Here is a 24,467-nt window from a genome sequence, read left to right on the forward strand (position 1 = left end):
TGACCCGTGCGGTACGAGCCGTCAGCCGTGGCGTGCCAGGTCGGCCGCGCCCACCAGCCCGGCCCTGCCGCCGAGTTGCGCGGCGAGCACCTGGGCGTGCGGGCGCCACTGGCCGCCGATCAGCCAGCGCCGGAAGGACTTGCGGATCGGGTCGAGGACGAGGTCTCCCTCGTCGGAGACACCGCCGCCGACGATGAACGCGGACGGGTCGAACAGGGAGGCGAGGTCCGCGAGACCGGCCCCTGCCCAGCGGGCCAGCTCGCGGAAGGAGTCGACGGCGACCGGGCAGCCCTGCCGGGCGGCCTGGCTGATGTGCTTGCCCTGGATGCCGTCGGCCGTGCCGTCGCCGAGGCCGAGCAGTACCGTCGCGTTCTCCGGCGTGGCTTTGGCGCGCTGCTTGGCGTAGCGGACGAGGGCACGGCCGGAGGCGTACTGCTCCCAGCAGCCCTGGCTTCCGCAGCCGCAGAGGAGGCCGTCCGGCACGACCCGGATGTGCCCGAACTCCGCGGCGACGCCGAACCGTCCGCGGCGCAGTTTGTTGCCGATGATGATGCCGCCGCCGAGGCCGGTTCCGAGCGTGATGCAGATGACGTCCTCGTGGCCCTGGCCGGCACCGAAGCGGTACTCGCCCCACGCGGCGGCGTTGGCGTCGTTCTCGACGACGACGGGCAGGCCGACGCGCTGTTCGACCTTGTCCTTGAGCGGCTCGTGGCGCCAGTCGATGTTCGGCGCGAAGAGGACCGTGGCGCGCTTGTCGTCGACGTAGCCGGCGGCTCCGATACCGACGGCCTCGATGTCGTGCCCGGAGCCGGCGCCCGCGACGGCCGAGCAGATCGCGTCGACGATGCCTTCGGGAGTCGACGGGGTCGGCACGGTGTGCGTCTCGAGAATGGCGCCCTCTTCGTCGACCACTCCCGCCGCGATCTTCGTGCCGCCGATGTCGACGCCGATGGTGAGTCCCATGTGTCCCTCAGTATTCGGTCGAGCCCCGCTGGAGCCAACCGTACCCGAGGCCGGGCACGGCCCGGTCAGTCCAGGTCGATGTGCTCGCTGCCTTCGGGGCCTTCGTCGCGCGGATCGCCACTCTTCCGAGAGTCCTCTGCAGGGTCGGTCCCGCGGGTCCAGCGGCGCTCCTGGCCCTCGACGGCGGACCGGTAGGCGGCGAGCAGTTCGCTGCCGGCAGCGGCGAGATGGTCGAAGACCTGCGGATTCCGTTCGATCACCGGCTCGACGGCGGCCTTCGCCTGGCCGACGAACTGCTGGACGGCGCTCTGCGCCGCCATGCCCGGCAGGGACGACTGGAAGGTGGTGACCTTCTCCGCGACGACGTCGAAGAGTTTACGCAGTTCCTCCGCGGCAGAGCCGGGCGGCGGGCCGTACTGTGCGCGGCGCCGGGCCTGCTCCTCCCGGAGGTCCTCCTCGCAGGCGGAGGCCCAGGCGTCGGCGTCGGGGCGCTCGGTCGCTTCGCTCATGACGTACTCCTGGGTGTGCCGCGACGGGGATGGTGTGCTTTCGACGTTACCCGAACGGTGGCAGGGCGTTCAGGGTGTCCGTGGCCACAGTCCGGGGTCGGGCGTGAAACGGACCTTGAGCACACCGTCCGCGAGGCCCGCTCCGGCGACGGTGCAACGGCGCAGCGCCGAGGGCAGCGGCAGGTTCCTGCGGAACGGGCCCGCGGCGATCAGGAGTTCATCCCCGCGGCGGACGAGGGAGAGCGTCTCCTTGACGGCGCCGGGGAGGTCCAGCTCCCACGCGTAGACGGCGTCCCCGGTCCGCGGCGGGTGACCGGCCGCCGGCGGTCCGGTGATCCGGCCGGGGCCGCCGGCCGGCTGCGCCCCGTCCCGCTCCGGTGCGACGGCGAGTCCGCCGCCGTCGCCGGGGTCCTCGCCGGCCGCGGTGACCGCGCGGGTGTGGAGGAGGGCGAGGTCGTCGAGGCCCTGCGGGTCGCGGCCGAGGTGGGGCACCTCGCATATGGAGGAGACCGGCTGCCAGGTGCCGTGCCACTCCTGCAGGCACTTCTCCTGCTGTGCGGTGAGCGCCGCGATCCAGGGGTCGGCGGACTCCTCGGGCAGCATCCGGTTCGCCGCGAGCAGGTCGACGCGCAGTCCGTGCAGGGCGATCCCCGTGCGGGCCTCGAGGAGGGCAGCGGCGGCCCTGGGGCCCGGCTCCGCGACGATGCGGAGGGTGGTGTCCGAGGACTCCACGACCGACTGGACGCCGGCGAGCTCCGTGTCCCAGCGCCCGGCGGTCGCGTACAGCCACTGCGCCGGCATCGGCACGCCCGCGAGCTGGGCGAGGACCGGGCGCAGGGCGCGGGCGGCCTGGCGTTCCGGCGGCAGCAGGCGGCGCAGATAGCGGCGCAGCTCCTCCGGCAGCGCGAGCAGCGCGATCGTCTCGCGCAGCGGCGGCATGTCGACGACGAGCACGTCCCAGTCGCCGCGTGAGGCGACGGCGAGCGCGCGCAGCAGGGCGAACTGGTCGCTGCCGGGCAGCGGCGTCAGTTCCGCGTCCTCGAGCCGGGCGGCACCCAGCAGGTCGAGGGCCGCGGAGACTCGTTCCTGGAGGTCCAGGAACTCGGCGCGGAAGTCCGCACCGGCGTCGATGCGGGCGGCCCACAGACCGCCCGCGACGCGGGCGGGTCGCTCGTGGCCGGCGGTGACCGGTGCGCCGAGCACGTCGCCCGGATCGACGGAAAGGAACAGTGTGCGGCTGCCGTTGCGGGCGCAGGCGAGCGCCGTGGCAGCGGCGACGGTGGTGCGGCCCGCGCCGCCGAGGCCGGTGACGAGGACCTTGCGCATCAGGCGCCGGTGCCGCTCTCGACACGCTTCTTCAGGCCGGCCAGCGCACGGTCGATGATGACCTTCTCGGCCTTGCGCTTGATCATGCCGAGCATCGGGATCTTGACGTCGACGGTGAGCCGGTACGTCACCTCGGTACGGTCGCCGCCACCGGTCGGCGCGAGACGGTACGAGCCGTCGAGGGCCCGCAGCATCTGGGACTTCACCAGGGTCCAGCTGACCTCGTCGGCGCCGTGCCAGGTGTAGGCGAGCGTGTGGTCGTCCTTGATGGCACCGGCGTCCAGCACCAGGCGGACCTGCTCGGCCCGGCCCTCGGCGTCGGTGGCGAGCACCTCCGCCTGCTTCACCTCGCCGGTCCACTCCGGGTAGCGGGCGAAGTCGGAGATGACGCCCATGACTTCGGCCGGCGCCGCATCGATCGTGATGCTCGAGCTGGTGTGTTCCGCCATCGCTGCGGCTCCCTCACAGTGCGGTACGGACCGGGCTGGTGTACGGGGTGCAGGCTATCGCGACCGCAGCACCGACCGGCGCGTGGCCCGGGGCGACACCGGGACGTCACCGGGCAGTGGGACGGGAGGTCACCAGGCGGATGGGACGGGAGGTCGTCGGACCGGTGGGGCGGGAGTTCACCAGGCCAGGGAGAAGGGGCGTCCACCGGCCGCGAAGTGCCCGACGTTCACGCACTCGGTCGCGCCGATCCGCATCCGGCGGACCAGCGGCTGGTGGACGTGGCCGAAGAGCGCGTACCGCGGCCGGGTGCGGCGGACGGCGTCCAGCAGGGCACGGCTGCCGCGCTCGAAGCGGCGGGCCACGGTGTCGTACGTCAGCTCGGGGACGTCCGGTGGGATGTGCGAGCAGAGCACGTCGACCTCGCCGATCGCTTCGACCTTGGCGGCGTACTCCTCGTCGGAGATCTCGTAGGGCGTGCGCATCGGGGTGCGCAGTCCGCCGCCGACGAAACCGAAGACCCGGCCGCCGATCTCGATGCGCTCGCCGTCGAGGACGGTGGTGCCGGGGCGGGCGTACTCGTGCCACAGGGACGGAATGTCGACATTGCCGTAGGTGGCGTACGTCGGGGTGGGGAAGGCCGCGAACAACTCGGCGTACTGGCGGCGCACCGCCGACTCGATGGCCGTGTCCCGGTCCGTGTCGAGTCCGGCCCAGAGCCGGCGCCCGAGGTCCCGCGCCTCCTCGAAACGCCGGGCGGTGCGCAGTTCCACGAGCAGATCGGCGTTCCCGGTGCCGAACAGGTCGGGGAAGATGCCGCGCGAGTGGTCGGCGTAGTCGAGAAAGAGCACCAGGTCACCGAGACAGATGAGGGCGTCGGCACCGTCGCCGGCGATGGCGAGATCTTTCGCGTTCCCGTGCACGTCACTGACCACGTTGACTCGCATGCCTCGCATGACGATCACCCTAGAGCGCCCCATCCGCGCTGGGTAGAGGGGCCCTGCCTGCGGTTACTTGGGCTCTGCGGCGGGAGTGGAATACGCTGCGCGAAGTACAGCCATCAACGTGTGACGCATAGAACATTGGCCGGGAACCCCTATCGGGAACTGAGTACTGGTGGGTAACGTCCGGGCAGTCCAGTCGTGCTCACCCCCACCGAGCACCTGCCCGATCTTGGACCGCAGCCGGTGCATCACACAGAGCCGTGGCGCCGGCGCCCGATGAGGAGCAGCAGTCTTGCGCGAGTTCAGCCTTCCGGCCCTGTACGAGGTCCCGACGGACGGCAACCTGACGGATCTCATCCGCCGCAATGCCGCGCAGCACCCGGATGTGGCGGTGATGGGACGCAAGGTCGCGGGTGCGTGGGCCGACGTCACCGCCACCCGGTTCCTGGCCGAGGTGCGGGCAGCCGCCAAGGGCCTGATCGCGTCGGGCATCCGGCCGGGCGACCGGGTCGCCGTGATGTCCCGCACCCGCTACGAGTGGGTCCAGCTCGACTTCGCGATCTGGAGCGCCGGTGCCGTGACCGTGCCGGTCTACGAGACCAGCTCCGCCGAGCAGGTGCAGTGGATCCTCGGCGACTCCGGCGCCGCCGCCGTGATCGTCGAGAACGGCACGCACGCCGCCGCGGTCGAGTCCGTACGCGATTCGCTGCCGGCGCTGCGCAACGTCTGGCAGCTCGAGAAGGGGGCGATCGACGAACTGACCGCCGCCGGCGCGGAGATCTCCGACGCCACCGTCGACGAGCACGGCGCGAGCGCCAAGGCCGACGACCCGGCGACGATCGTCTACACCTCCGGCACCACGGGGCGCCCCAAGGGATGTGTCCTCACCCACCGCGCCTTCTTCGCGGAGTGCGGCAACCTCGTCGAGCGCCTCAAGCCGCTGTTCCGTACGGGCGAGAGCTCGGTGCTGCTCTTCCTGCCGGCCGCGCACGTCTTCGGCCGCATGGTCGAGATCGCGGCCGTGATGGCGCCGATCAAGCTCGGCTGCGTACCGGACATCAAGAACCTCACCGACGAGCTCGCCTCCTTCCGGCCGACGCTGATCCTCGGTGTGCCGCGGGTTTTCGAGAAGGTCTACAACGCGGCGCGGGCCAAGGCCCGGGCCGACGGCAAGGGCAAGATCTTCGACAAGGCCGCGAACACGGCCATCGCCTACAGCCGCGCCATCGGCAGCCCGCAGGGCGCGTCGCTCGGCCTGAAGCTCAAGCACAAGGTCTTCGACAAGCTGGTCTACGGCAAGCTCCGCAGGGTGCTGGGCGGCCGGGGCGAGTACGCGGTCTCCGGCGGCGCGCCGCTCGGCGAACGGCTCGGCCATTTCTTCCGCGGCATCGGCTTCACCGTCCTCGAGGGCTACGGCCTGACCGAGTCGTGCGCGGCGACCGCGTTCAATCCGTGGGACCGGCAGAAGATCGGCACGGTCGGTCAGCCCCTGCCCGGCTCGGTGGTCCGCATCGCCGACGACGGCGAGGTGCTGCTGCACGGCGAGCACATATTCGCCGGCTACTGGAACAACGAGTCCGCGACGGCGGAGGCGCTGACCGACGGCTGGTTCCACACCGGCGACATCGGCACCCTCGACGAGGACGGCTACCTCGCCATCACGGGCCGCAAGAAGGAGATCCTGGTCACCGCCGGCGGCAAGAACGTCGCCCCCGCGGTGATCGAGGACCGCATCCGCGGACACGCCCTGGTCGCCGAGTGCATGGTCGTCGGTGACGGCCGCCCGTTCGTCGCCGCGCTCGTCACCCTCGACGAGGAGTTCCTCGCCCGCTGGGCGGCCGACCTCGGCAAGCCGGCCGGCTCGACGGCGGCCTCGCTGCGCGACGACGCGGATCTCCAGGCCGAGGTCCAGAAGGCGGTGGACGACGGCAACTCGGCGGTCTCCAAGGCGGAGTCGGTGCGCAAGTTCCGCATCCTGCCGTCGCAGTTCACGGAGGAGGCCGGGCACATCACGCCGTCGCTGAAGCTGAAGCGGAACGTGGTGGCGAAGGACTTCGCGGAAGAGATCGAAGCGATCTACCGCGCCTGAGCGGTGTGCGCGGGGGTGCGTGGGGCTCCGCCCCGGCCCCGGCGCCTCGGACGTCGGCGGGGCTGGAACTCGCCGTTCCCGTCGGGCCCCGCCCCCGCCCCGGCGCCCCGGACTCCCCGTACGGGAGCTTCCCCGGTGCGGCTGGATGCGGCTGGAGTCGTCCCCGGGCACATCCGGCCCGGCGGGCGTTCGAGGCCACCGCGCGAAGCGCGGTACCGGGCGTGGGCGAAGCCCCGAAGCCCGACACGGAACGACAAACGCCCCCGGACCAAGCTCGGCGCACGCCCGGAGCGGACACCGGGACCGGGGCCAACCCCGACACACCCCCGGAGCGGACACCGGGACCGGGGCCAACCCCGACACACCCCCGGAGCGGACACCGAGACCGGGGCCAACCCCGACACACCCCGCAGGACCTGCCGCGACCGGTCAGGCCGGTGCGCCGCTCGCACGGCAGAGCAAGGGCCGGGGCCAAGCCCTGAGACACCGCCCGGAGGGGTACCGGGTCCGGGCGAAGCCCGCCGCCGGGAAGGGCGGGGAGGGGCCCGCCCGCCGCAGGCGCCACGCGTCCACCGCGCCCTACAGCAGTGCCACCAGCCGTTCCGCCAGCAGGTCCCACCGCCAGCGTTCCTCGACCCAGGCCCGCCCCCGGTCGCCCATCCGCCGTCGCAGGTCCGGATCCTGAAGGAGCGTGACGATCCGGTCGGCCGACTCCTCCGGCGAGCCGCCGCGCACCACCCAGCCGGTCTCGCCGTCGAGCACGGCGTCCGGCGCGCCTCCCGAGTCACCGGCCACGACCGGGAGTCCGGTCGCCGACGCCTCCAGGTAGACGATGCCGAGGCCCTCGACGTCCAGTCCGCCCCGGCGGGTACGGCACGGCATGGCGAAGACGTCACCCGCACCGTAATGCGCGGGGAGTTCGGACCACGGCACGGCGCCGGTGAAGCGCACCGACCCTTCGACCCCGGTCTCCGCCGCAAGGCCCCGCAGTTCGTTCTCGTACGGCCCGCCGCCGACGATCAGCAGCACCGCGTCCGGCACCCGCGAAAGGATCGCGGGCATGGCCCGGATCAGCGTGTCCTGCCCCTTGCGGGGCACGAGTCGGGACACGCACACCACGACCGGGCGGTCGCTCAGTCCGAGACGGTGGCGGACCGCGTCCCCGCCGGAGGCGGGGTGGAAGGTCTTCTCGTCCACGCCCGGCGGCAGCTGCACCATCCGCGCCGCCGCCTCCGGGGTGAGCGCCGCTGCGATGCGTGATCGCGTGTACTCACCCAGATAGGTGATCGTGTCCGTGCCCTCGCCGATCCGGCGCAGCAGCTGCCGGGACCCGGGCAGCTGGGCCCACCCGGCCTCGTGGCCGTGGGTGGTGGCCACCAGCCGCCGCGCGCCCGCCTTGCGGAGGGCGGGGGCCATCAGTCCGAGCGGGGCGGCCGCCCCGAACCAGACGGACTCGCAGCCGTGTTCGCGCAGCAGCTGCACGGCCCTGCGGGTGACGCGCGGGGTCGGCAGCAGCATCGTCGTACGGTCCCGGACGACGGTGAAGGGCTGCTCGGCGTCGAACTCCGCGGTCGCCTCGACCCCTTCGCGGTTCCGCTTCCACGTGGACGCGTAGACGACGAGCTGCCCGGGGTCCAGCCGTAGCGCCATGTTGTGCAGGAACGCCTGGATGCCGCCGGGTCTGGGCGGGAAGTCGTTGGTCACGATCAAGGTCTTGTGCATCGCCGCCGACAGTACCGAACGCCGTCGGCCTCCGTACCGAACGGCCCGCGCCCCGGCTCCGGCACGGCCACGCCTCACCTCCGGGCACCGGACCGCCCGGCATCATGAGGATGCCCGTTCCGGTACGAAAGGGGCACAACTGTATGACGGTGGCGAGCGTCGCCCGGCATCCCGTCGCGGTGTGGGTCGTGACAAGGGCGGTACTGCTGCTCTTCGTCCTGGGGTTCTTCACCCTCCCCGGACCCGACGTCACGACCGATGTCTCGGTGATCTACCAGGGCTGGCACGAGATCCTGCGGACCGGCACCTATCCGCTGGACGACGTCACCTGGCAGTACCCACCGGGCGCCGCGCTCGCGATCCTCGCCCCCGGTCTGCTGCCGGGCCTCGGCTACACCTCGGCGTTCTTCCTGCTCGTGCTCCTGTGCGACCTGCTGGTCCTGGTGATGCTGCTGCGTACGGACCGCAGCCGCGCCGCACGGCGCGGCGCCTGGGTGTGGGTGGCGGGCGTGCCGCTGCTCGGCCCCACCGTGTACGCCCGGTACGACCTGATGGTGACGGCCGTGGCCGTCGGCGCCCTCCTCGCGGGGGTGCACCGGCCCCGGGTGATGGGCGCGCTCGCCGGGGTGGGCGCGCTGCTGAAGGTGTGGCCGCTGCTGGTGCTCCTCGGCACGCCCGGCGGCAGGGCGACCCGCCGTTCCTGGTCGGCCGCGGCGGTCACGGTGTCGGCGGCTCTGGTGACGGCCGCCGCGGTGCCGGGCGCCCTGGCCTTCCTCGCCTTCCAGCGTGACCGGGGCACCGAGATCGAGTCGCTCGGCGCGCTCGTCTTCCATGTCTGGCGCCACTTCGGGTGGCAGGGCCAGGTGCTGCTCAACTACGGCTCCGTCGAGTTTCTCGGCCCGTACGTCCCGCTGGTCAGCGCTCTGGCCCTGGCCCTGTCCGTCGCCGCGCTCGGCTGGTTGGCGGTGTGGCGGGTACGGGCGCGGGAGTTCACGGCCGCCACGCCCTGCGACGCGGCCTTCGCCGCCGTGCTGCTGTTCACCACCACGAGCCGGGTGATCAGTCCCCAGTACATGGTGTGGCTGGTCGGCCTGGCCGCCGTGTGCCTGGTGCACCGGTCGAGCCGGATGCTCCGGCCCGCCCTGCTGGTCCTGGCGGCGACCGCTGTGACGTTCCTCGAGTTCCCGGTGTGGTTCTCGCACGTCGTGGCGAGCGACCTGCCGGGCATCGCGCTGCTCGTGGTGCGCAACGGACTGCTGGTGGCCGCGGCGGTCGACGCCTGCCGGAAACTGTGGCGGCAGACGGTCACAGCGGCGCCCAGGCCCGGGGCGGCAAAGACCCCGGCCGACAGCACCACGGCGGCAAAGACCCCGGCGGACGGACCGGGTGGCGACGCCCCGGCGGCGACAGCTCTCAGCCCAGAACCGCGGTCAGATATTCCCGCCACATGACGGTGAACCCGGCGGACGTGACGCCCAGTTCCTCACTCAGCGCGCGCTCCACCGCGCCGTCCCGGTGCCGCCCCTCGCCGACGGTCCGGTAGAACGCCGTGAGCTTCTCCTCGCCCCAGCGCTCCGCGATCAGCTCGCAGGCCAGCCTGCCGCTCTCGTAGGCCCGCGCGATCGTGTCCTGGTCCCCGCCGAAGGCGAAGTCCCGGTCACCGGGCAGTCCCGCCGGGACGTCCCCCGTCCGGACCGCCTCCTGCATCGCCGGGGCGGCCTCCGCGGCGGTACGGCCGGTGCCGCGGTAGGCGACCCAGTCCGCGAAGCCCTCCGACAGCCACATCGGGGTCGCGGCGGTGGTGTGCGCGCGGGTCGCCACATGGGTGGTCTCGTGGGTGAGCACCACGGCCTGCCCGAAGTCGCCGAGCAGCCCGTACGCCTCCGGGTTCACGACGACCCGGTCGGCCGGCGCCGCGGCCCTGCGACCGGTCTCACCGGTGGTCACGGCGGCTATGCCCCGGTAACCGGCGCCGGGGGCGCCCAGCAGCCTGCCCATCCCCTCCGTCGAGTCCGGTACGAGCACGACCACCCGGCCCGCCCACTCGGACGGCCAGGCGTCCGACACGGCGGGCACGGCGCGGTCGGCGACCGCCACGAGCTCACGCAGCCGCTGCTCGTCCTGGCCGACGCCGAGGACGATGCTGCGGCTGCCTCGTACGACGTCCACGTCGCCCTGCTGCCACAGCTGCTGCGGAGTGCCGGCGCTCGCCCGGTCGGCGGTCACGAACCAGCGGCCGTCGCGCTCGGCCAGCTCCAGCGTGCGCGAGGCGGTCACGGGGGCGGCGTCGTAGCCCGCGATGCGGTAGTGCACCTCGGCGTCCGCGACGGCTGTCGCCCCCTGGTGGCGCACGCCCTTGATCCGGTACTCCCAGGAACGCAGCGGCACCTCGGCGAGGTTGTCGAACTCCTCGCCCTGCGCTGCCCGAAGGCCGTCGGCACCGGGCTCCAGCGCCGCGAGATAGGCGGCGCGGTCGTGCTCGAGCAGGGCGGCGGCGCGGGCGTCCAGCGTCTGCCGGATCTCCTCGACGGCGGGGTCGACGGGCGGGTCGGCGGCGGCACAGCCCGCGAGCAGCAGGAGCGCGGCAGCGGCGGCTGCGGGCGTGGCGTGCTGCTTGTGCGGGTGGCCTGCCATCCTGCGATGGTACGTAACCGGCCGGGTACGCGGACCGCTGCGCGGAGCCTGTTCCCCTGCCCGCCCCTTCCCGAACCGGGGGCTCTGCCCCGGGCCTCCGCGCCTCGATCGCCGCCGAGGCTGACGTCGCGGAGGGAAATCCAGCCCGGCCCGGGGGCACCTCCCACGGCCACCAGGCCGCAGGGGGGAGATTGAGGCCACCGCGCGAAGCGCCGTACCGGGTCCGGGCGGAGAAGGGACAGGCGGGGGAACACGCCCGCCGCGGGCCCCGCACCCGCCTCGCCCCCTACACCCGCGTCACCGCGTGCACCGGCATCATCCCGACCGGGTCGTACCGGACGGACGCGCCCGGATACGGCGCGTGGACGACCTGCCCGTTGCCCACGTACATGCCGACATGGCTCGCATCACTGCGGTACGTCACGATGTCCCCCGGCCGGGCCTGCGACAGCGGCACACGGCGGCCCGCGTTCGCCTGGGCCTGGGACGTGCGCGGGAGACCGACGCCCGCCTGCGCGTAGGACCACTGGACGAGGCCGGAGCAGTCGAAGCCGGAGGGACCGTTGGCGCCCCAGACGTAGGGGCGACCGACGGCGCCGCGCGCCGCCATCGTCGCGGCCGCCGCGTGCGGGGAGCCGGCCGCGAGGCCGGACAGGTCGGGGAGGGCGTCGCGGCCGGAACGCGAGGGGCGGTCGTGCGGGTCGCGTTCCCCGGCCGGCAGGGTGTTCAGCAGCCGGCGGGCCTCGCCGAGCTTGCGCTCGACGGTGCGCTTGTGGTCGGCCACCGCGTTCCGGCTGCGTTCGAGTTCCGCGAGGTCGCGCGTGGCCTCCGCACGTTCCTGGCCGAGGTCCCGCTGCTCGCGGTGGAAATCCTGCAGCGTGGCGGAGTGGCGTTCGCTGATGCGGTCCAGCGTGGCCGCGGCCTCGAGGTAGCCGTCGGGGTCCTGGGAGAGCAGCAGGGCGAGCGCCGGGTCCACACCGCCGGAGCGGTACTGGGCGCCGGCCACCGACCCGAGCGCTTCGCGCATCCGGTTGATGCGTTCCTGGCTGCGGGCCACCCTGTCCTGCGCGTGCGCCACCTTGTCCCTGAGGTGCTCGACACGCTCACCGGCCTCGTTGAACCGCTCCGTGGCGCGCTCGGCCTCCTCGTAGAGCCGGTCGACCTTGGCGCGGGTCGCCTCCGCCCCGGCCCCGGGCTCGGCGCCGGCCGGTGCGGCACCGGCTGCGAGGGCCGCGGCCGCCGTCGCCGCCGCGGCGGACAGTACGGTGCCGCGGGCGCTTCGGGTGAGGCCGGGCTGTGAGGCTCGGCGGTGGGAAACCACGTGCCGCGCTCCCTTCCGCAGGACTTCCGGGGAACCGGGGTTCGGTGCGCGGCAGAGAGTAGCCGGGGGAACACCCGGCGGCCAAAGACCCCACCGGGCATACAAACTGACGCCCCGCCGGAGATCACAGGTCACCGGCGGGGCGTCGCGTCAGTATGGAAAGGGCGAATTCCCCCGTTCGGGCGGGTGTGGGATCCCGTCGAACGATCCGCCCGGCCTTCCGGATCGGCCGTGCGTCAGATGCGCACGCCGAACTGGAAGGGCATGTTGTTGATCGACTCGTAGCGCACGACGGTGCCGCTGCGCGGGGCGTGCAGCACCTGGCCGTTGCCGGCGTAGAAGCCGACGTGGTGCAGGTCGCCGTAGAAGATGACCAGGTCGCCCTGCTTGAGCTGGCTCTGCGAGTAGATGCGGGTGCCGGCGTTGGCCTGCGCCTGCGAGGTGCGCGGTATGGAGACGCCGGCCTGGGCGAACGCCCAGGAGGTGAGGCCGGAGCAGTCGTAGGAGTTCGGGCCGGAGGCGCCGAAGACGTACGGCTTGCCGATCTGCGACTGCGCGGCGGCGAACGCGGCAGACGCGCGCTGCGAGGCGGGCACGGCCGGGCCGAGGTCCACCCGCGCGCTGGCGCGGTTGGCGCGGCTCTCGTCGGCGGCAAGCGCGGCGCGCTCCGCGGCGGTGAGGGAGTTCAGGAGCTGCCGCGCCTCCGCGAGCTTGCCCTGGACCTCCTTCTTCTTCTCGCCGAGCGTCTTGCGCGTCTCCGCGAGGTCGCCGAGCTTGCTCTGGGCCTCCTGACGCTGCTGCGCGAGGGTGCGCTGCTTGGCCTGGATCTCCTGGATGGCCTCGGTCTGCTTGGCGCCGAGCTGGTCCAGCGCGGACGCCTTGTCGAGGTAGGTGTCCGGGTCGCCGGAGAGGAAGAGCTGGACGGAGGGGTCTATGCCTCCCGTGCGGTACTGCGCGCTGGCGACCGAACCGAGGCTGTCCCGCAGGGTGTTGAGCTCGTCCTGTCCGCGGGCGACCTTGTCCTGAAGCGCGTCGATCTGGTCGTCGAGCTTCTCCTGCTGCTCCTTGGCCCCGTTGTACTTCTCGGTGGCCTTCTCCGCCTCTTCGTAGAGCTTGTCGACCTTCTCCTTGACCTCGCTCTTGCTCGGCTTCGGGTCGGCCTGGGCGGTCTGGGAGGTCAGGGCGACGGCTGCGGCGGCGGTCGCGGTGAGCACGGTCACGCGGGTGCGGCTCGGCTGCTTGGGACGACGGTGGGACGCCACGAAGGCGAGCTCCTTCTTCCTCGAGCCGCCTACCGGGCAGTGGGGGGATGGTCGGTCCCCGGCGTCCGCACGTCGGGTCCCCGGGGGAAATAGGGTCGAACTGTACGAACTCGGCGGTTCCTTCGCTGTCGCCCCGGATGGGCGATCAACCGCGCGAAGGTTCGAAGCCTGACACTAGTGACCTTCCCGTGATCACTTCAAATCCCCATGGGAAATTCTTACCCGCGAACACCATTCTTTACTCTCACCACACGCGCAGTGATGGACACTTGACGCAACGTCCCACCCCGGGTGACACCAAATCGGGCATAAGCCGTGGGAGTTGCGACAGGGTCACGAGGCGCGCGAAAGCCGCTTCAACAGCAAAGCGGACGCGACCGGCCGGGCACCCGCCTTCGCGACACCGTCGGCGACCTCCCGGTCGGTGGAGACCACCACCACGGGCCGTCCGGGCGGCTCGGCCCGTACCAGCTGACGGATCAGTTCGTCCGCGGTCACGCCCGGCTTGGAGAAGAGCACGCGCACGCCGCGCGGCGGCGCCAGCAGCACCGGCGCGGCCAGTTCCGCCCCGTCGAACACACAGGTGACCTCGGCTCCCGTGCGGGCGGCGAGCATGGAGAGGCCGCCCAGCAGTCGCAGCCGCTGCTTCTCCAGCGGCATCGTCGGATAGCCGGTCTTGGTGACGTTGTAGCCGTCGACGACCAGATGCGCCTGCGGCAGCGCCAGCAACTGGTCGAGCAGCGCCGGGTCCGTCTCGGACAGCGCCCGCGCCGCGATGTCCTTCGGCGACATGCGCCCCGGCTCCACGGCGTCCACCGTGTCGGCCGGATGCACGCCCGCGGGCGGCAGCGCGAGTTCACGGCGCAGCCCCTGGGCCGCGTCGAGCACCGTGTCCAGGAGGAGGCGCAGCCGCATGTCCTCGACGGAACGGCCCTCACGGGCGGCCCGACGGCCCGCCTCCACCGCCGCCTCCGCCTCCGCCAGCCGCGCCTTGAGCCGCCGCGACTCGCTCTCCGCGGCCGAGACCCGGGCCGCGGCCTGCGCGCGGACGCCGTCGAGCTCCTCTTCCTTGCGGCGCAGGGCCGCCTCGCCGCGCTTCACGTCGGCCTGGGCGCTGCGCAGCTTGCGGTGGAGCGCCTCGCTCTCCCTGCGGGCGCCGTCCAGCTCGGCCCGCAGCCGCTCGGTCTCCGACCTGATCTGGCCGCGCGCCTCGGCCAGTTCCTCCCGGAGCCGGTCCAGCTCGCGCCGGCCGGCCTCGTCGGCCCGCTCCGCGTCGGCCCGCTGGACCTCCTCGCCCGCGGCGGCGACCATCTTGACCCAGCCCGGAGGGCGCAGCACATAGGCGGCCGCCGCGACGTCCACGGGGTCCGCGGCGGCGGGCGGCGATCCGGACTCCAGGGCCTTGGCCAGCTCGGGCTGCGCCTTGCCGAGCCGTTCGCCGATGCGCTGGCGGAAGAGGGCGTCGCCGTCCAGGGCGGCGGCCATCGCGTTCCCCGCGAACTTGGCGCGCCGGGTCGGGGTGAACCGGGCGTACTGGCGGAGCTGGGCGGGGAGTTCGGCGACCGTCAGGCCGCCGAACGCGTCGGAGACGAGGGCGACGACCCGTCGCCGTACACCTTCGGGCAGCGGGCGGTCGAGCGCCTCGGCGGCGTCACCGGCCGCACCGGCCGGCTCGGCGCCGTTGTCAGGCTGCTCCACGATCCGTTCACCCCTACCACCCGTGCGGGCCGCTCCGTTCAGGAACCGGCGCCCGGCCTGTCCACCAGCTCGATCCGGTCCACCGCGTTGCACCACCGGCAGCGGACGGACTCGATGGTCTCACTGACCACCTCGCGCTCCTCCACGCTCGGCTCGCCCGCCAGGTCCAGATGGACGTACTCGACGACCTTGGAGGAGCGTGTGACGTCGAAGCGGGTCAGATTGCCGCAGAGCGTGCAGCGCCACCTGGTGTCAGCGGTCGGCGAGGGAACCGTCGTCATCGTGCCGTCCTCTTGTCTCATGCCGTCGGGTACCGCGGTGCGCCGTCGAACTGCGGATGTACTGCCTGTAACCCTACGGCCTCACGCCTGCCCGATGTCGCGGCGAGGCACTCTGTACCGCTCAGTCCCGCTAAGCCATGCTATGTCCATGATCAGTCGGTGGGGCACGGCCAGGGATGCGGTGAAGAACGCGGCGACGGGACCGGCGGTGACGTACGGCCTGATCGCGGTGTGCTGCGCGATCTTCGCCATCAGCCCGGTCTCGGGTCTGAACCTTTCGTACGGCACCGGCGACCGGGTGCTCGCGGCCCAGGCGGCGTACTTCGAACGCTGGGGAGTGATCCCCGCGGAGCTGATGGCGGGCTCCACCGAAGCCCTGCTCACCCCGCTCACGGCGCTCTTCGTGCACGGCAGTTGGCTGCACCTGCTGGGGAACATGCTCTTCCTCTTCGTCTTCGGCGCGATGGCCGAGGAACGGATGGGGCAGGTCCATTTCGCGCTGTTCTACACCGGGGCCGGCTGTCTCGCGCTGCTCGTCTACGCGGCGGTCAACGCCGACTCCGCGCAGACCCTGGTGGGGGCGTCCGGGGCGATCTCCGCCGTACTCGGGGCGTTTCTCTTCCTCTTCCCCAGGGCCCGCGTCACCAGCCTCTTCCCCTTCCTCTTCTTCCTGCCGCTGCGGTTCCCCGCCTGGGCGGTGCTGATCTTCTGGTTCGTGCTCCAGTGGCTGGCGGCCAGGGGGGCCGGGAGCGGGCCGGGCGTCGCCTACCTTGCGCACCTGGTGGGGTTCGGAGTGGGCTTCGTCTACGCGTGGGGCCGCTACGGACGTGGGACTAGAGTGAGCGCATCTTCAGCGACCGAGGGAGAGAGCCAGCCATGATCACCGCGATCGTGCTCATCAAGACCAGCGTGGACCGTATCCCCGAGATCGCCGAGTCGATCGCGGCGCTGGACAGTGTCAGCGAGGTCTTCTCGGTCACCGGCACCTACGACCTGATCGCGATGGTGCGGGTGGCCCGGCACGACGACCTGGCGGACGTGATCCCGGGGCGGATCAGCAAGATCCCGGGCGTCGAGGGCACCGACACCCATGTCGCGTTCCGCACCTACTCCCAGCACGACCTCGAAGCCGCGTTCGCCATCGGCCTCGACGCGTAACCCGGGGCTCCCCGCCCGACGGCCGCAGACTGCGCGCCGCACACACGTTTGAAGGGGTGCCGGGGGCAGAGGCTGGAAGATGAAGAAACCCTCATCCCCGCCTCATCCGCGCTTCCTCCCCGGGCCCGAGGATGACGGGCATGGCTTTCACCCAACGCATGGTGACGCTCGCCGCCGTCGTCGCCATCCCCCTCGGCATCGCGGCCACCAGCTACGCCCTGACCGACGCCCCCGAGACGCCCCGGGTGCCGCCCGCCGTCGAGCTCGACGGCACCCCGCGGCCGGCCTCGCCGCCGGCGGACGGCCCCTCCGGCAGCCCGCCGCCCACCCCGGCCGGTACACCTGCGACACCCGCCCCGACCACGGACGCGGTCGTGCCCGGCCCCCCGGCCACCGACGACGATGACGACGACGACATCGGTGAAGAGAACTGACCGCCGGATCTCCGCCCGGGTCCGCATCCTGCTCTGGCTGCTGCTGATGATGTCGGTGGCCCTCGCGGCCGTCGCCACAACCACCCGGTCGCTGCTGCTGCGCGACATCGACCACCGGATCAACCAGCTGCTCACCCAGGAGACCCAGGAGTTCGGGAACTTCGTCCCCCAGGGCGTCGACCCCGACACCGGCCGCACCTTCACCGACCCGGAGAAGCTGCTGCGCGTCTTCCTGCAACGCCAGTACTCCGACCCCGACGAGGAGCTGCTCGGGCTGACCCGCCCGGCCGGGCGTGACCTCCACGTCATACGGCAGTCGCGCGAGATCCGCGCCTCCGTCGCGCTCCACCCGGACCGGACCTCCCTCTCCGCCATCCTCGACTCCGAGGCCGCCTCCGGTGTGCTGCACCGGCCGGCGGGCGAGGTGCGCTGGGCGAAGGTGCCGATCGACGCCGCCGGTGACGGATACCCGGCGGCCTTCGTCGTCGCGTTCCACGCCGACCGCGAGCGGTCCGTCGCGGACAACGCCTTCCGCACCCTGCTCGTCATCTCCGGGGTGGCGCTGCTGCTCACGACCGGCGTCGGCTGGGCGGTCGCCGGCCGCATCCTGGCGCCCGTACGCCTGGTGCGGGCGACCGCCGAGCAGCTGACCGAGCAGGACCTGACCCAGCGCATCCCCGTCCAGGGCCGGGACGACATCGCCGCGCTCGCCGAGACCTTCAACGCCATGCTCGACCGGCTCGAGCGGGCCTTCGCCGGCCAGCGCCAGTTCGTCGACGACGCCGGGCACGAGCTGCGTACCCCCATCACCATCGTCCGCGGCCATCTGGAGGTCATGGGCGACGACCCGGCAGAGCAGCGCGAGACGATCCGGCTGGTCACCGACGAACTCGACCGGATGAGCCGGATCGTCGAGGACCTGCTGCTGCTCGCCAAGGCGGAGCGGCCCGACTTCGTCCGCCCGGAGCCGGTGCAGCCGGGCGAGCTGACCGCCGACGTGTTCGTGAAGGCGCGGGCACTGGGCGAACGGGACTGGGTCCTGGACCAGGTCGCCGACCGCGAGGCCGTGCTCGACCCGCAGCGCATCACCCAGGCGATGGTGCAGCTGGCGCAGAACGCCGTCCAGCACACCGTCCCCGGAGCCCGGATACGGATCGGCTCACGCGACCTCGACGGCCGTATCGAGCTGTACGTCGCCGACAGCGGCCCGGGCGTCCAGGAACAGGACGCCGAGGTGATCTTCGAGCGTTTCCGGCGCGGCACCGCCCGCAGGGGCGCCCGCACCAGCGGCGCGGGGCTCGGCCTGTCCATCGTCCGGGCCATCGCGGAGGGGCACCGCGGCGGCCGCGTCGAACTGCGCCGCACCGACGGTGGCGGAGCGACATTCGTACTCGTCATGGAGGAAGCTCGATGAACCGGATTCTGATCGCCGAGGACGAGGAGCGGATCGCGTCCTTCGTCGAGAAGGGCCTGCGTTCCAACGGCTTCACCACCACCGTCGCCGCCGACGGCGACACCGCCCTGGACTACGCCGTCACCGGCGGCTTCGACCTGATGCTGCTGGACATCGGCCTGCCCGGCAGGGACGGATTCACCGTGCTGCGGGAGCTGCGCGAGGCCCGAATGACGCTGCCCGTCGTCGTGCTGACCGCCCGCGACTCGGTGCGGGACACGGTGGCCGGGCTCGAGGGCGGCGCCGACGACTGGATGACCAAGCCGTTCCGGTTCGAGGAGCTGCTGGCCCGGGTACGGCTGCGGTTGCGCACCGCGGCCCGCGCCCCGGAGGTCACCGTGCTGCGCAGCGGTGACCTCAGCCTGGATCTGCGGACCCGGCGGGCGCGGGCGGCCGAACGGACCGTGGACCTGACGGCACGTGAGTTCGTGCTGCTGGAGCTGTTCCTGCGCCATCCCGGCCAGGTGCTGTCCCGGGAGCAGATCCTCTCCCACGTCTGGGGCTACGACTTCGACCCCGGCTCCAACATCGTGGACGTCTACGTGCGGGCGCTGCGCAAGAAGCTGGGCGCCGGGCGACTGGAGACCGTACGGGGCATGGGCTACCGAATGCCGTAGAAGGCGCAAAGAGCATGATCACGGATGAACCTTCCTTCATCGGCGGCTCATCCGCGGCTCACGGCCCGCTGCCAGACTGATCGTCGTGGTCCTCTCCCTTCGCCAGGCGGTCTGGCTGTGCACGGCGCTCAGTGTCTGCGCGCTGCTCGCCGTCCCCACGGTCCTCCCGTCGCTGAACGGTGAAGCCCGGCTCACCCTCGCCGTGTTCGCGCTCGCCACCTGCGCCTGGACCGTCGCTCCGGTCGACGACACCTACACGGCGCTCGGGGCGGGGCTCGCCCTCACCGCGACCGGGGTGATCAGCGCCGAGACCCTCTTCGCCACCCTGGGCGACGCGACGGTCTGGCTGCTGATCTGCGCCTTCGTCCTCGCCGCCGCCGTGGCGAGGACCGGACTCGCCGGCCGTGCGGCGGCGTTCCTCGTCAGCGGGGCGCGCACGGTACGGCAGTTGGTGCATCTGACGACCGCCGCCCTGGTGGTCACCGCGTTCGCCGTGCCGGCCACCTCGGGGCGTGCGGCGCTGGCCATGCCGGTTTTCCTCGCGCTCGCCAAGGTGCTCGCCGACCGGCGGCGGCTGGTGGTGATGCTGGCGCTGCTCTTCCCGACGGTCGTGCTGCTGTCCGCCGTCGCGACCCTCATCGGCGCGGGTGCGCATCTGATCACGGTCAGCGTGCTGTGGGAGCAGACCGGTGAGCGGCTCGGCTTCGTCGAATGGCTGCTGCTGGGGCTGCCGCTGGCAGTCGTCTCGTCCCATCTGGCCGCGGAGGCGGTCCTGTTGACGACGACCCCACGGGCGGAGCGGCGCGCGCCGGTGAAGATCACGCCCGAGCTGCTCCAGGAGCACTCCCCCACTCCGGTGACCGGTGCGCTGACGACCGCGGAGAGCCGGTGCGTGATGTTGCTGGGCACGGTGGTGGCCCTGTGGTGCAGCGAACCGCTGCACGGGGTGCCGCCGGCCGTGGTCGCGCTGATCGGCGCGGTCGTGGCGGCATCGCCCGCTCTCGGGACCGTACGGCTGAAGGACGGACTGCGGACCGTGCCGTGGCCGCTGCTGCTCTTCATGGCCGCGACGGCCGCGATGGGAGTGGCGCTGGCCGACTCGGGCGCCGCCGGGTGGCTGGTGGGACGGCTGCCGGACGGTCTGCCCGCGTGGCTGTTCCTCGCGGTGACCGTGGTGGTCGGCACGGCCGCCCATCTGGTCCTGCAGTCGCGTTCCGCGCGCTCCGCCGTCCTCGTCCCGCTGGTGGTGGCCGCGGCCGCCGGTGCCGGGGTCAACCCGGTCTCCGCGGCGCTCGCCTCCACCGCCGCGGCCGGGTTCTGCCACACGCTGCCCGCCTCCGCCAAGCCGGTCACGCTCTTCTCCGACCCGCCCGACGGTGTGCCCACGTTCACCCCGCGCGATCTGCTGTGGCTGTCCGCACTGCTCGCGCCGCTCAGCGCCGCCGTGGTGCTGCTGTTCGCCCTCACCGTCTGGCCGCTGCTCGGCGTGCCCGTTCTTCTGGAGACCCGGCCATGACCCGTGCCCCGTACCGCATCGCCGTCGCGCCCAGCGGTTTCAAGGAGTCGCTGACCGCCCGTGAGGCCGCCGAGTCGATCGCGGAGGGCCTGCGCAGGGCCGCGCCGGACGCCGACATCGACCTGATCCCGCTGGTGGACGGCGGGGAGGGTACGGCCGAGGCGCTGGCGGCCGCGACCGGCGGCCGGCTCGTGCCGCGTGTCGCGACCGGCCCGCTCGGCAACCCGGTGCCCACGCACTTCGCGCTGCTGGGCGACGGCACCGCGGTCGTCGAGATGGCGGCCGTCGCCGGTCTCGCCCTGGTGCCGCCGGGCCGCCGCGACCCGGGCGCCACCACCACGTACGGGGTGGGCGAGCTGATCCGGGCAGCGCTGGACGCCGGCGCGCACAGGATCCTGGTCGGCTGCGGCGACTCCGGCACCTCCGACGGCGGGGCCGGCGCGCTGCAGGCCCTCGGCGTGCGGCTGCTGGACACCGAGGGGACCGAGCTGCCCCCGGGCGGGAGGGAGTTGCGGCGCCTGGCACGGATCGACACCGGCGGCATCGATCCGCGGGTCGCCGCGGCCGAGGTCCTCGTCGCCTGCAACCCGTACAACGTGCTGTGCGGACCGCTCGGCGTCGCCCGTGTCTTCAGCCCCCAGAAGGGCGCGACCCCCGCCCAGGTCGAGGAGTTGTCGGCGGCCCTCGAGCACTGGGCGGCCCGCCTCGCCGCCGCACTGCCGGCCGCGGTCGATCTGCGCGGCGCCCCGGGCACCGGCGCGTCGGGCGGTCTCGGCGCCGGGCTCGCCGCGCTCGGCGCCCGGCTGCTGCCCCGCTTCGACGTGCTGCTGGACCACGTCGACCTGGACACCCGGCTGGCCCGCGCCGACCTGGTGATCACCGCGGAGGGCGCGCTGGACGGCCAGACCGTACGCGGCAAGATCCCGGCCGAGGTCGCGCACCGGGCGCGCGCCGCAGGAGTGCCGGTGCTGGCGCTCGCCGGCACGCTCGGCCAGGGCGTCCACGAGGTCACCGCGGCGGGCGTCGACGCCTACGGCTCGATCGTGCCGGCGCCCGTACCGCTGCCGGAAGCACTGGACCGGGCCGGCGAGTTCCTCGCCGACGCGGCGGAGCGAGCGCTGCGGATGGTGCTGGTGGGCACCCGGCTGGCGGCCTGAGTCAGCCCCGGTCGGGCACGCAACGCCCGTCCTCGGTGCGGTACTTCCACTGCGCGCCGTCGCGGACCAGCTCCTTCACGGCGCCTACGAACCGCTCCACGTGCTCGTCGGGCGTGCCCGCGCCGAAGCTGACGCGGATGGCGTTCAGGGACCTCTCCCCCGGCTCCGTCTCCGGCGCGCCGCACTCGCCGACGTCCTGCGGGTCGCTGCCCAGCAGGGTGCGCACGAGCGGGTGGGCGCAGAACAGGCCGTCGCGTACGCCGATGCCGTACTCGGCGGACAGCGCGGCGGCGAAGTGCGAGCTGTTCCAGCCGTCCACGACGAAGGACAGGACACCGACCCGCGGGGCGTCGTCGCCGAACAACGACAGCACCCTGACCTCGGGCACATCGGCGAGTCCTGTCCGGACCTTCGCGATCAGGTGCTGCTCACGGGCGACCAGGGTGTCGAACCCGGCCTCCGTGAGTGCCTTGCAGGCGGAGGCGATCGAGTAGACGCCGATCACGTTCGGGGAACCCGCCTCGTGCCGTGCGGCGCCGGTGTGCCACTCGACGTCCACTCCTCCGTCGGCCCGCCGTGCCACCGCGCGCGAGGCACCGCCGCCCGCGAGGTACGGCTCCGCCTCCCGCAGCCAGTCCGACCGCCCGGCGAGCACACCGGAACCGAACGGCGCGTACAGCTTGTGCCCGGAGAAGGCGATCCAGTCCACGTCCAGCTCCTCGACGGAGACCGGGTGGTGGGGCGCCAGTTGAGCGGCGTCGAGGACGATACGGGCACCGTGGGCGTGGGCCGCCGCCGCCAGTTCCTTCACCGGCCACAGCTCACCGGTGACGTTCGACGCGCCGGTGACGCACACCAGGGCGGGGCCGTGGGGGTCGCGGTCGGCGAGTGCGTGCTCCAGCGTGCGGACGGCCTCGCCGTGCGTACGCGGCGCGTTCAGGTACGTCACCCGGGCGTCCCGCCACGGCAGCAGCGACGCGTGGTGCTCGGTCTCGAAGACGAACACCCGGCATCCGGCGGGGAGCGCGCCGGCGAGCAGGTTGAGGGAGTCGGTGGTGGAGCGGGTGAAGACGACCTGGTCGTCCTCACGGCACCCGAGGAACTCGTGCACCCGGGTGCGGCTGTTCTCGAACAGGTCGGTGGAGAGCTGCGAGAGGTACCCTGCGCCGCGGTGCACGCTGCCGTAGTACGGGGCGTACGCGGCGACGTCGTCCCAGACGCGCTGGAGCGCCGGGGCGCTGGCCGCGTAGTCGAGGGCGGCATAGGTGACTTCGCCGCCGGTGACGAGCGGGACGGTGACGTCCCGTCCGAGGACCGGCAGCGGGGGACACAGGGACGGGCCGGCGGCGGTGTCGGCGGCAGCGGTCTCGGCGGTGTTCGGGTACGCGGACATGGCGGTATCTCCCGGCGGATGAGGCGAATCGGCTTCAGGAACCCGGATACGGGTGTGCCTCGACGCACGGCGTCCGCCGTGCGGAGGATGGTGAAGAAGGGGCTCGGACGCCCTATCGCATTCGCTTGCTCACGAGGCTGCTCCCTTGAGGACCAGGACCCCGGGGACACGGCGTTCGACGACACCGCGGGGGTCCGCGCTTGCCGCAGACCTTGTTGCCTGCGGCCTGGTCTTCACCCGGGGCACCCCGCCACGGACGGAGGGTTGCCGGACAGCGGGCCGGGGCCGTAGTCGCTGTCACTCATGACCTTGGGAAGCATCCTGCCATACGTCGCGGACAGCGCAAGGGAGAGGTCCGCCATGCGGACCGCTCCCCCGCGGACGGCTACGCGTTGCTGGCCGCCACCCAGCGCTCCAGCGCCGCCCTGGCGTCCCCGGAGTCGATCGACCGGGCGGCGCGCGCGATCCCGGCCGCCAGCTGCTCGTTCAGCGTGCCGTCCGCCTGCTCCAGCGCGGCCAGCGCGGCCGCCGCGTTGAGGAGCACCGCGTCGCGTACGGGACCGGTCTCGCCCGCCAGCAGCCGGCGCGCCACGTCCGCGTTGTACGAGGCGTCCGCGCCGCGCAGCGCCTCGACGGGCACGAGGTCGATGCCGACGTCGCGCGGATCGAAGGTCTCCTCGCGCACGGCGCCGTCCCGGACGACCCACACCCGGGAGGTGGCCGTCGTGGTCAGCTCGTCGAGGCCGTCGTCACCCCGGAAGACCAGGGCGGACGAGCCCCGCTCGGCCAGCACTCCGGCCATGATCGGTGCCATCCTGGCGTCGGCCACGCCGGTGGCCTGGGCCCCGACCCGCGCCGGATTGGTGAGCGGGCCGAGGAAGTTGAACGTCGTGCGGATGCCGAGTTCCTTGCGGGCGGCGGCGACGTGCCGCAGCGCCGGATGGAACTTCACGGCGAAGCAGAAGGTGATGCCCGCCTGCTCGGCCACCTCCGCGACCCGCTGCGGGGTCAGCTCCAGATTGACGCCGAGCTTCTCCAGGACGTCGGACGCGCCGCTCGCGGAGGATGCGGCGCGGTTGCCGTGCTTGACGACCTTGGCACCCGTACCGGCGACCACGATCGCCGACATGGTGGAGATGTTGACGGTCTTCGCACCGTCGCCGCCGGTGCCGACGATGTCGACGCATCTGCCGGGCACCTCGATGAGATTGGCGTGCTCGTACATCGTCCGCACCAGACCGGAGATCTCCTCGACGGTCTCGCCCTTGGCCCGCAGGGCCACCGCGAAACCGGCGATCTGGGCGTCGGTCGCCTCTCCGCTGAGGATCCGGTCCATGGCCCACGCGGTGGCGTCCGCGCCCTGGTCGCGGTTGTCGAGAAGGGCGTTCAGCACGCCGGGCCAGGAGTGTGCCGCCACGCTGTCGCCGCCTGCCGGGGTCACAACGTTCATGGTCCGCTCCTGGGGTCCACAGCTCGGCTCCCCCCACGGCCGCCGGACCGCAGGGGGCGGGATGGGTCCACCCTATCCAGCCCTCGGACACGG

At 72.8% G+C, this 24,467-nt stretch carries 22 protein-coding genes and 1 riboswitch; of the genes, 9 read left to right on the top strand and 13 right to left on the bottom strand.

Annotation, left to right across the window (positions count from 1 at the left end; all coding sequences use genetic code 11):
• Window positions 1–21: 21 nt before the first annotated feature.
• The 5 genes from AB0903_RS17935 to AB0903_RS17955 all read right to left on the bottom strand — a co-directional run bounded on the left by AB0903_RS17935 (window position 22) and on the right by AB0903_RS17955 (window position 4,192).
• Window positions 22–963 carry an ROK family glucokinase gene (locus tag AB0903_RS17935; protein ID WP_366703792.1) on the bottom strand — a complete coding sequence of 314 codons (942 nt, stop codon included), beginning with the start codon at window positions 961–963 and terminating at the stop codon, window positions 22–24.
• Between the two features lie 65 nt (window positions 964–1,028).
• Window positions 1,029–1,472 (bottom strand): DUF5304 domain-containing protein, encoded by a 444-nt coding sequence (locus AB0903_RS17940; protein ID WP_366703794.1) that lies wholly within the window; start codon window positions 1,470–1,472, stop codon window positions 1,029–1,031.
• A 69-nt stretch (window positions 1,473–1,541) separates the two neighbouring features.
• Window positions 1,542–2,798 carry an ArsA-related P-loop ATPase gene (locus tag AB0903_RS17945; RefSeq protein WP_366703796.1) on the bottom strand — a complete coding sequence of 419 codons (1,257 nt, stop codon included), beginning with the start codon at window positions 2,796–2,798 and terminating at the stop codon, window positions 1,542–1,544.
• Window positions 2,798–3,247, bottom strand: a complete 450-nt coding sequence (locus AB0903_RS17950) for an SRPBCC family protein (protein ID WP_366703798.1) — start codon at window positions 3,245–3,247, stop codon at window positions 2,798–2,800. The genes AB0903_RS17945 and AB0903_RS17950 overlap by 1 nt, the downstream gene beginning before the upstream one ends.
• A gap of 177 nt (window positions 3,248–3,424) precedes the next feature.
• A complete protein-coding gene (locus AB0903_RS17955) occupies window positions 3,425–4,192 on the bottom strand; it encodes a metallophosphoesterase (protein WP_366703888.1) in 768 nt (255 codons plus the stop codon).
• Between the two features lie 289 nt (window positions 4,193–4,481).
• Here AB0903_RS17955 and AB0903_RS17960 point away from each other — a divergent pair, with 289 nt between their 5' ends.
• Complete coding sequence (locus tag AB0903_RS17960) at window positions 4,482–6,278, top strand: AMP-dependent synthetase/ligase (RefSeq protein ID WP_366703800.1); 1,797 nt, start codon at window positions 4,482–4,484, stop codon at window positions 6,276–6,278.
• Window positions 6,279–6,857: 579 nt separating this feature from the next.
• Here the strand turns inward: AB0903_RS17960 and AB0903_RS17965 are convergent.
• Window positions 6,858–8,000, bottom strand: a complete 1,143-nt coding sequence (locus AB0903_RS17965) for a glycosyltransferase family 4 protein (RefSeq protein ID WP_366703802.1) — start codon at window positions 7,998–8,000, stop codon at window positions 6,858–6,860.
• A gap of 143 nt (window positions 8,001–8,143) precedes the next feature.
• On the opposite strand from AB0903_RS17965, the gene AB0903_RS17970 reads away from it, so the two are divergent.
• Complete coding sequence (locus tag AB0903_RS17970; protein ID WP_366703804.1) at window positions 8,144–9,451, top strand: glycosyltransferase family 87 protein; 1,308 nt, start codon at window positions 8,144–8,146, stop codon at window positions 9,449–9,451.
• Here the strand turns inward: AB0903_RS17970 and AB0903_RS17975 are convergent.
• The 5 genes from AB0903_RS17975 to AB0903_RS17995 form a co-directional block, all read right to left on the bottom strand.
• A complete protein-coding gene (locus AB0903_RS17975; RefSeq protein ID WP_366703806.1) occupies window positions 9,414–10,634 on the bottom strand; it encodes a hypothetical protein in 1,221 nt (406 codons plus the stop codon). The genes AB0903_RS17970 and AB0903_RS17975 overlap by 38 nt on opposite strands.
• A gap of 286 nt (window positions 10,635–10,920) precedes the next feature.
• Window positions 10,921–11,955: an NlpC/P60 family protein gene (locus AB0903_RS17980; protein WP_366703808.1), complete on the bottom strand. Its 1,035-nt coding sequence runs from the start codon at window positions 11,953–11,955 to the stop codon at window positions 10,921–10,923.
• A 236-nt stretch (window positions 11,956–12,191) separates the two neighbouring features.
• Window positions 12,192–13,217, bottom strand: a complete 1,026-nt coding sequence (locus AB0903_RS17985; protein WP_366703810.1) for an NlpC/P60 family protein — start codon at window positions 13,215–13,217, stop codon at window positions 12,192–12,194.
• Between the two features lie 333 nt (window positions 13,218–13,550).
• Window positions 13,551–14,915, bottom strand: coding sequence for an NYN domain-containing protein (locus tag AB0903_RS17990; protein WP_366703812.1), 1,365 nt, complete (start codon window positions 14,913–14,915; stop codon window positions 13,551–13,553).
• Between the two features lie 38 nt (window positions 14,916–14,953).
• Complete coding sequence (locus AB0903_RS17995; protein WP_366703814.1) at window positions 14,954–15,196, bottom strand: hypothetical protein; 243 nt, start codon at window positions 15,194–15,196, stop codon at window positions 14,954–14,956.
• Window positions 15,197–15,344: 148 nt separating this feature from the next.
• Here AB0903_RS17995 and AB0903_RS18000 point away from each other — a divergent pair, with 148 nt between their 5' ends.
• From AB0903_RS18000 to AB0903_RS18030, 7 genes are all read left to right on the top strand, one after another.
• Window positions 15,345–16,076, top strand: a complete 732-nt coding sequence (locus AB0903_RS18000; protein ID WP_366703816.1) for a rhomboid family intramembrane serine protease — start codon at window positions 15,345–15,347, stop codon at window positions 16,074–16,076.
• Window positions 16,073–16,354, top strand: a complete 282-nt coding sequence (locus tag AB0903_RS18005) for an Lrp/AsnC ligand binding domain-containing protein (protein WP_065488891.1) — start codon at window positions 16,073–16,075, stop codon at window positions 16,352–16,354. Before AB0903_RS18000 ends, AB0903_RS18005 begins: the two co-directional genes overlap by 4 nt.
• A gap of 140 nt (window positions 16,355–16,494) precedes the next feature.
• Window positions 16,495–16,788, top strand: coding sequence for a small hydrophilic protein (locus tag AB0903_RS18010; protein ID WP_366703818.1), 294 nt, complete (start codon window positions 16,495–16,497; stop codon window positions 16,786–16,788).
• Window positions 16,757–18,202 carry an ATP-binding protein gene (locus AB0903_RS18015; RefSeq protein WP_366703820.1) on the top strand — a complete coding sequence of 482 codons (1,446 nt, stop codon included), beginning with the start codon at window positions 16,757–16,759 and terminating at the stop codon, window positions 18,200–18,202. The genes AB0903_RS18010 and AB0903_RS18015 overlap by 32 nt, the downstream gene beginning before the upstream one ends.
• A complete protein-coding gene (locus AB0903_RS18020; protein WP_366703822.1) occupies window positions 18,199–18,858 on the top strand; it encodes a response regulator transcription factor in 660 nt (219 codons plus the stop codon). Before AB0903_RS18015 ends, AB0903_RS18020 begins: the two co-directional genes overlap by 4 nt.
• 85 nt (window positions 18,859–18,943) lie before the next feature.
• Window positions 18,944–20,374 (top strand): SLC13 family permease, encoded by a 1,431-nt coding sequence (locus AB0903_RS18025; RefSeq protein ID WP_366703824.1) that lies wholly within the window; start codon window positions 18,944–18,946, stop codon window positions 20,372–20,374.
• Window positions 20,371–21,531 carry a glycerate kinase gene (locus AB0903_RS18030; protein ID WP_366703826.1) on the top strand — a complete coding sequence of 387 codons (1,161 nt, stop codon included), beginning with the start codon at window positions 20,371–20,373 and terminating at the stop codon, window positions 21,529–21,531. The genes AB0903_RS18025 and AB0903_RS18030 overlap by 4 nt, the downstream gene beginning before the upstream one ends.
• A gap of 1 nt (window position 21,532) precedes the next feature.
• Here the strand turns inward: AB0903_RS18030 and AB0903_RS18035 are convergent, their stop codons facing one another.
• Window positions 21,533–22,924, bottom strand: a complete 1,392-nt coding sequence (locus tag AB0903_RS18035; RefSeq protein ID WP_366703828.1) for an aminotransferase class V-fold PLP-dependent enzyme — start codon at window positions 22,922–22,924, stop codon at window positions 21,533–21,535.
• A 191-nt stretch (window positions 22,925–23,115) separates the two neighbouring features.
• A riboswitch (SAM riboswitch) is annotated at window positions 23,116–23,233 on the bottom strand.
• A gap of 76 nt (window positions 23,234–23,309) precedes the next feature.
• A complete protein-coding gene (trpD, locus tag AB0903_RS18040) occupies window positions 23,310–24,374 on the bottom strand; it encodes an anthranilate phosphoribosyltransferase (RefSeq protein ID WP_366703830.1) in 1,065 nt (354 codons plus the stop codon).
• Between the last annotated feature and the right edge of the window lie 93 nt (window positions 24,375–24,467).

The sequence above is a fragment of the Streptomyces sp. NPDC048389 genome, from assembly GCF_040706335.1.
Classification (GTDB): Bacteria; Actinomycetota; Actinomycetes; order Streptomycetales; family Streptomycetaceae; genus Streptomyces.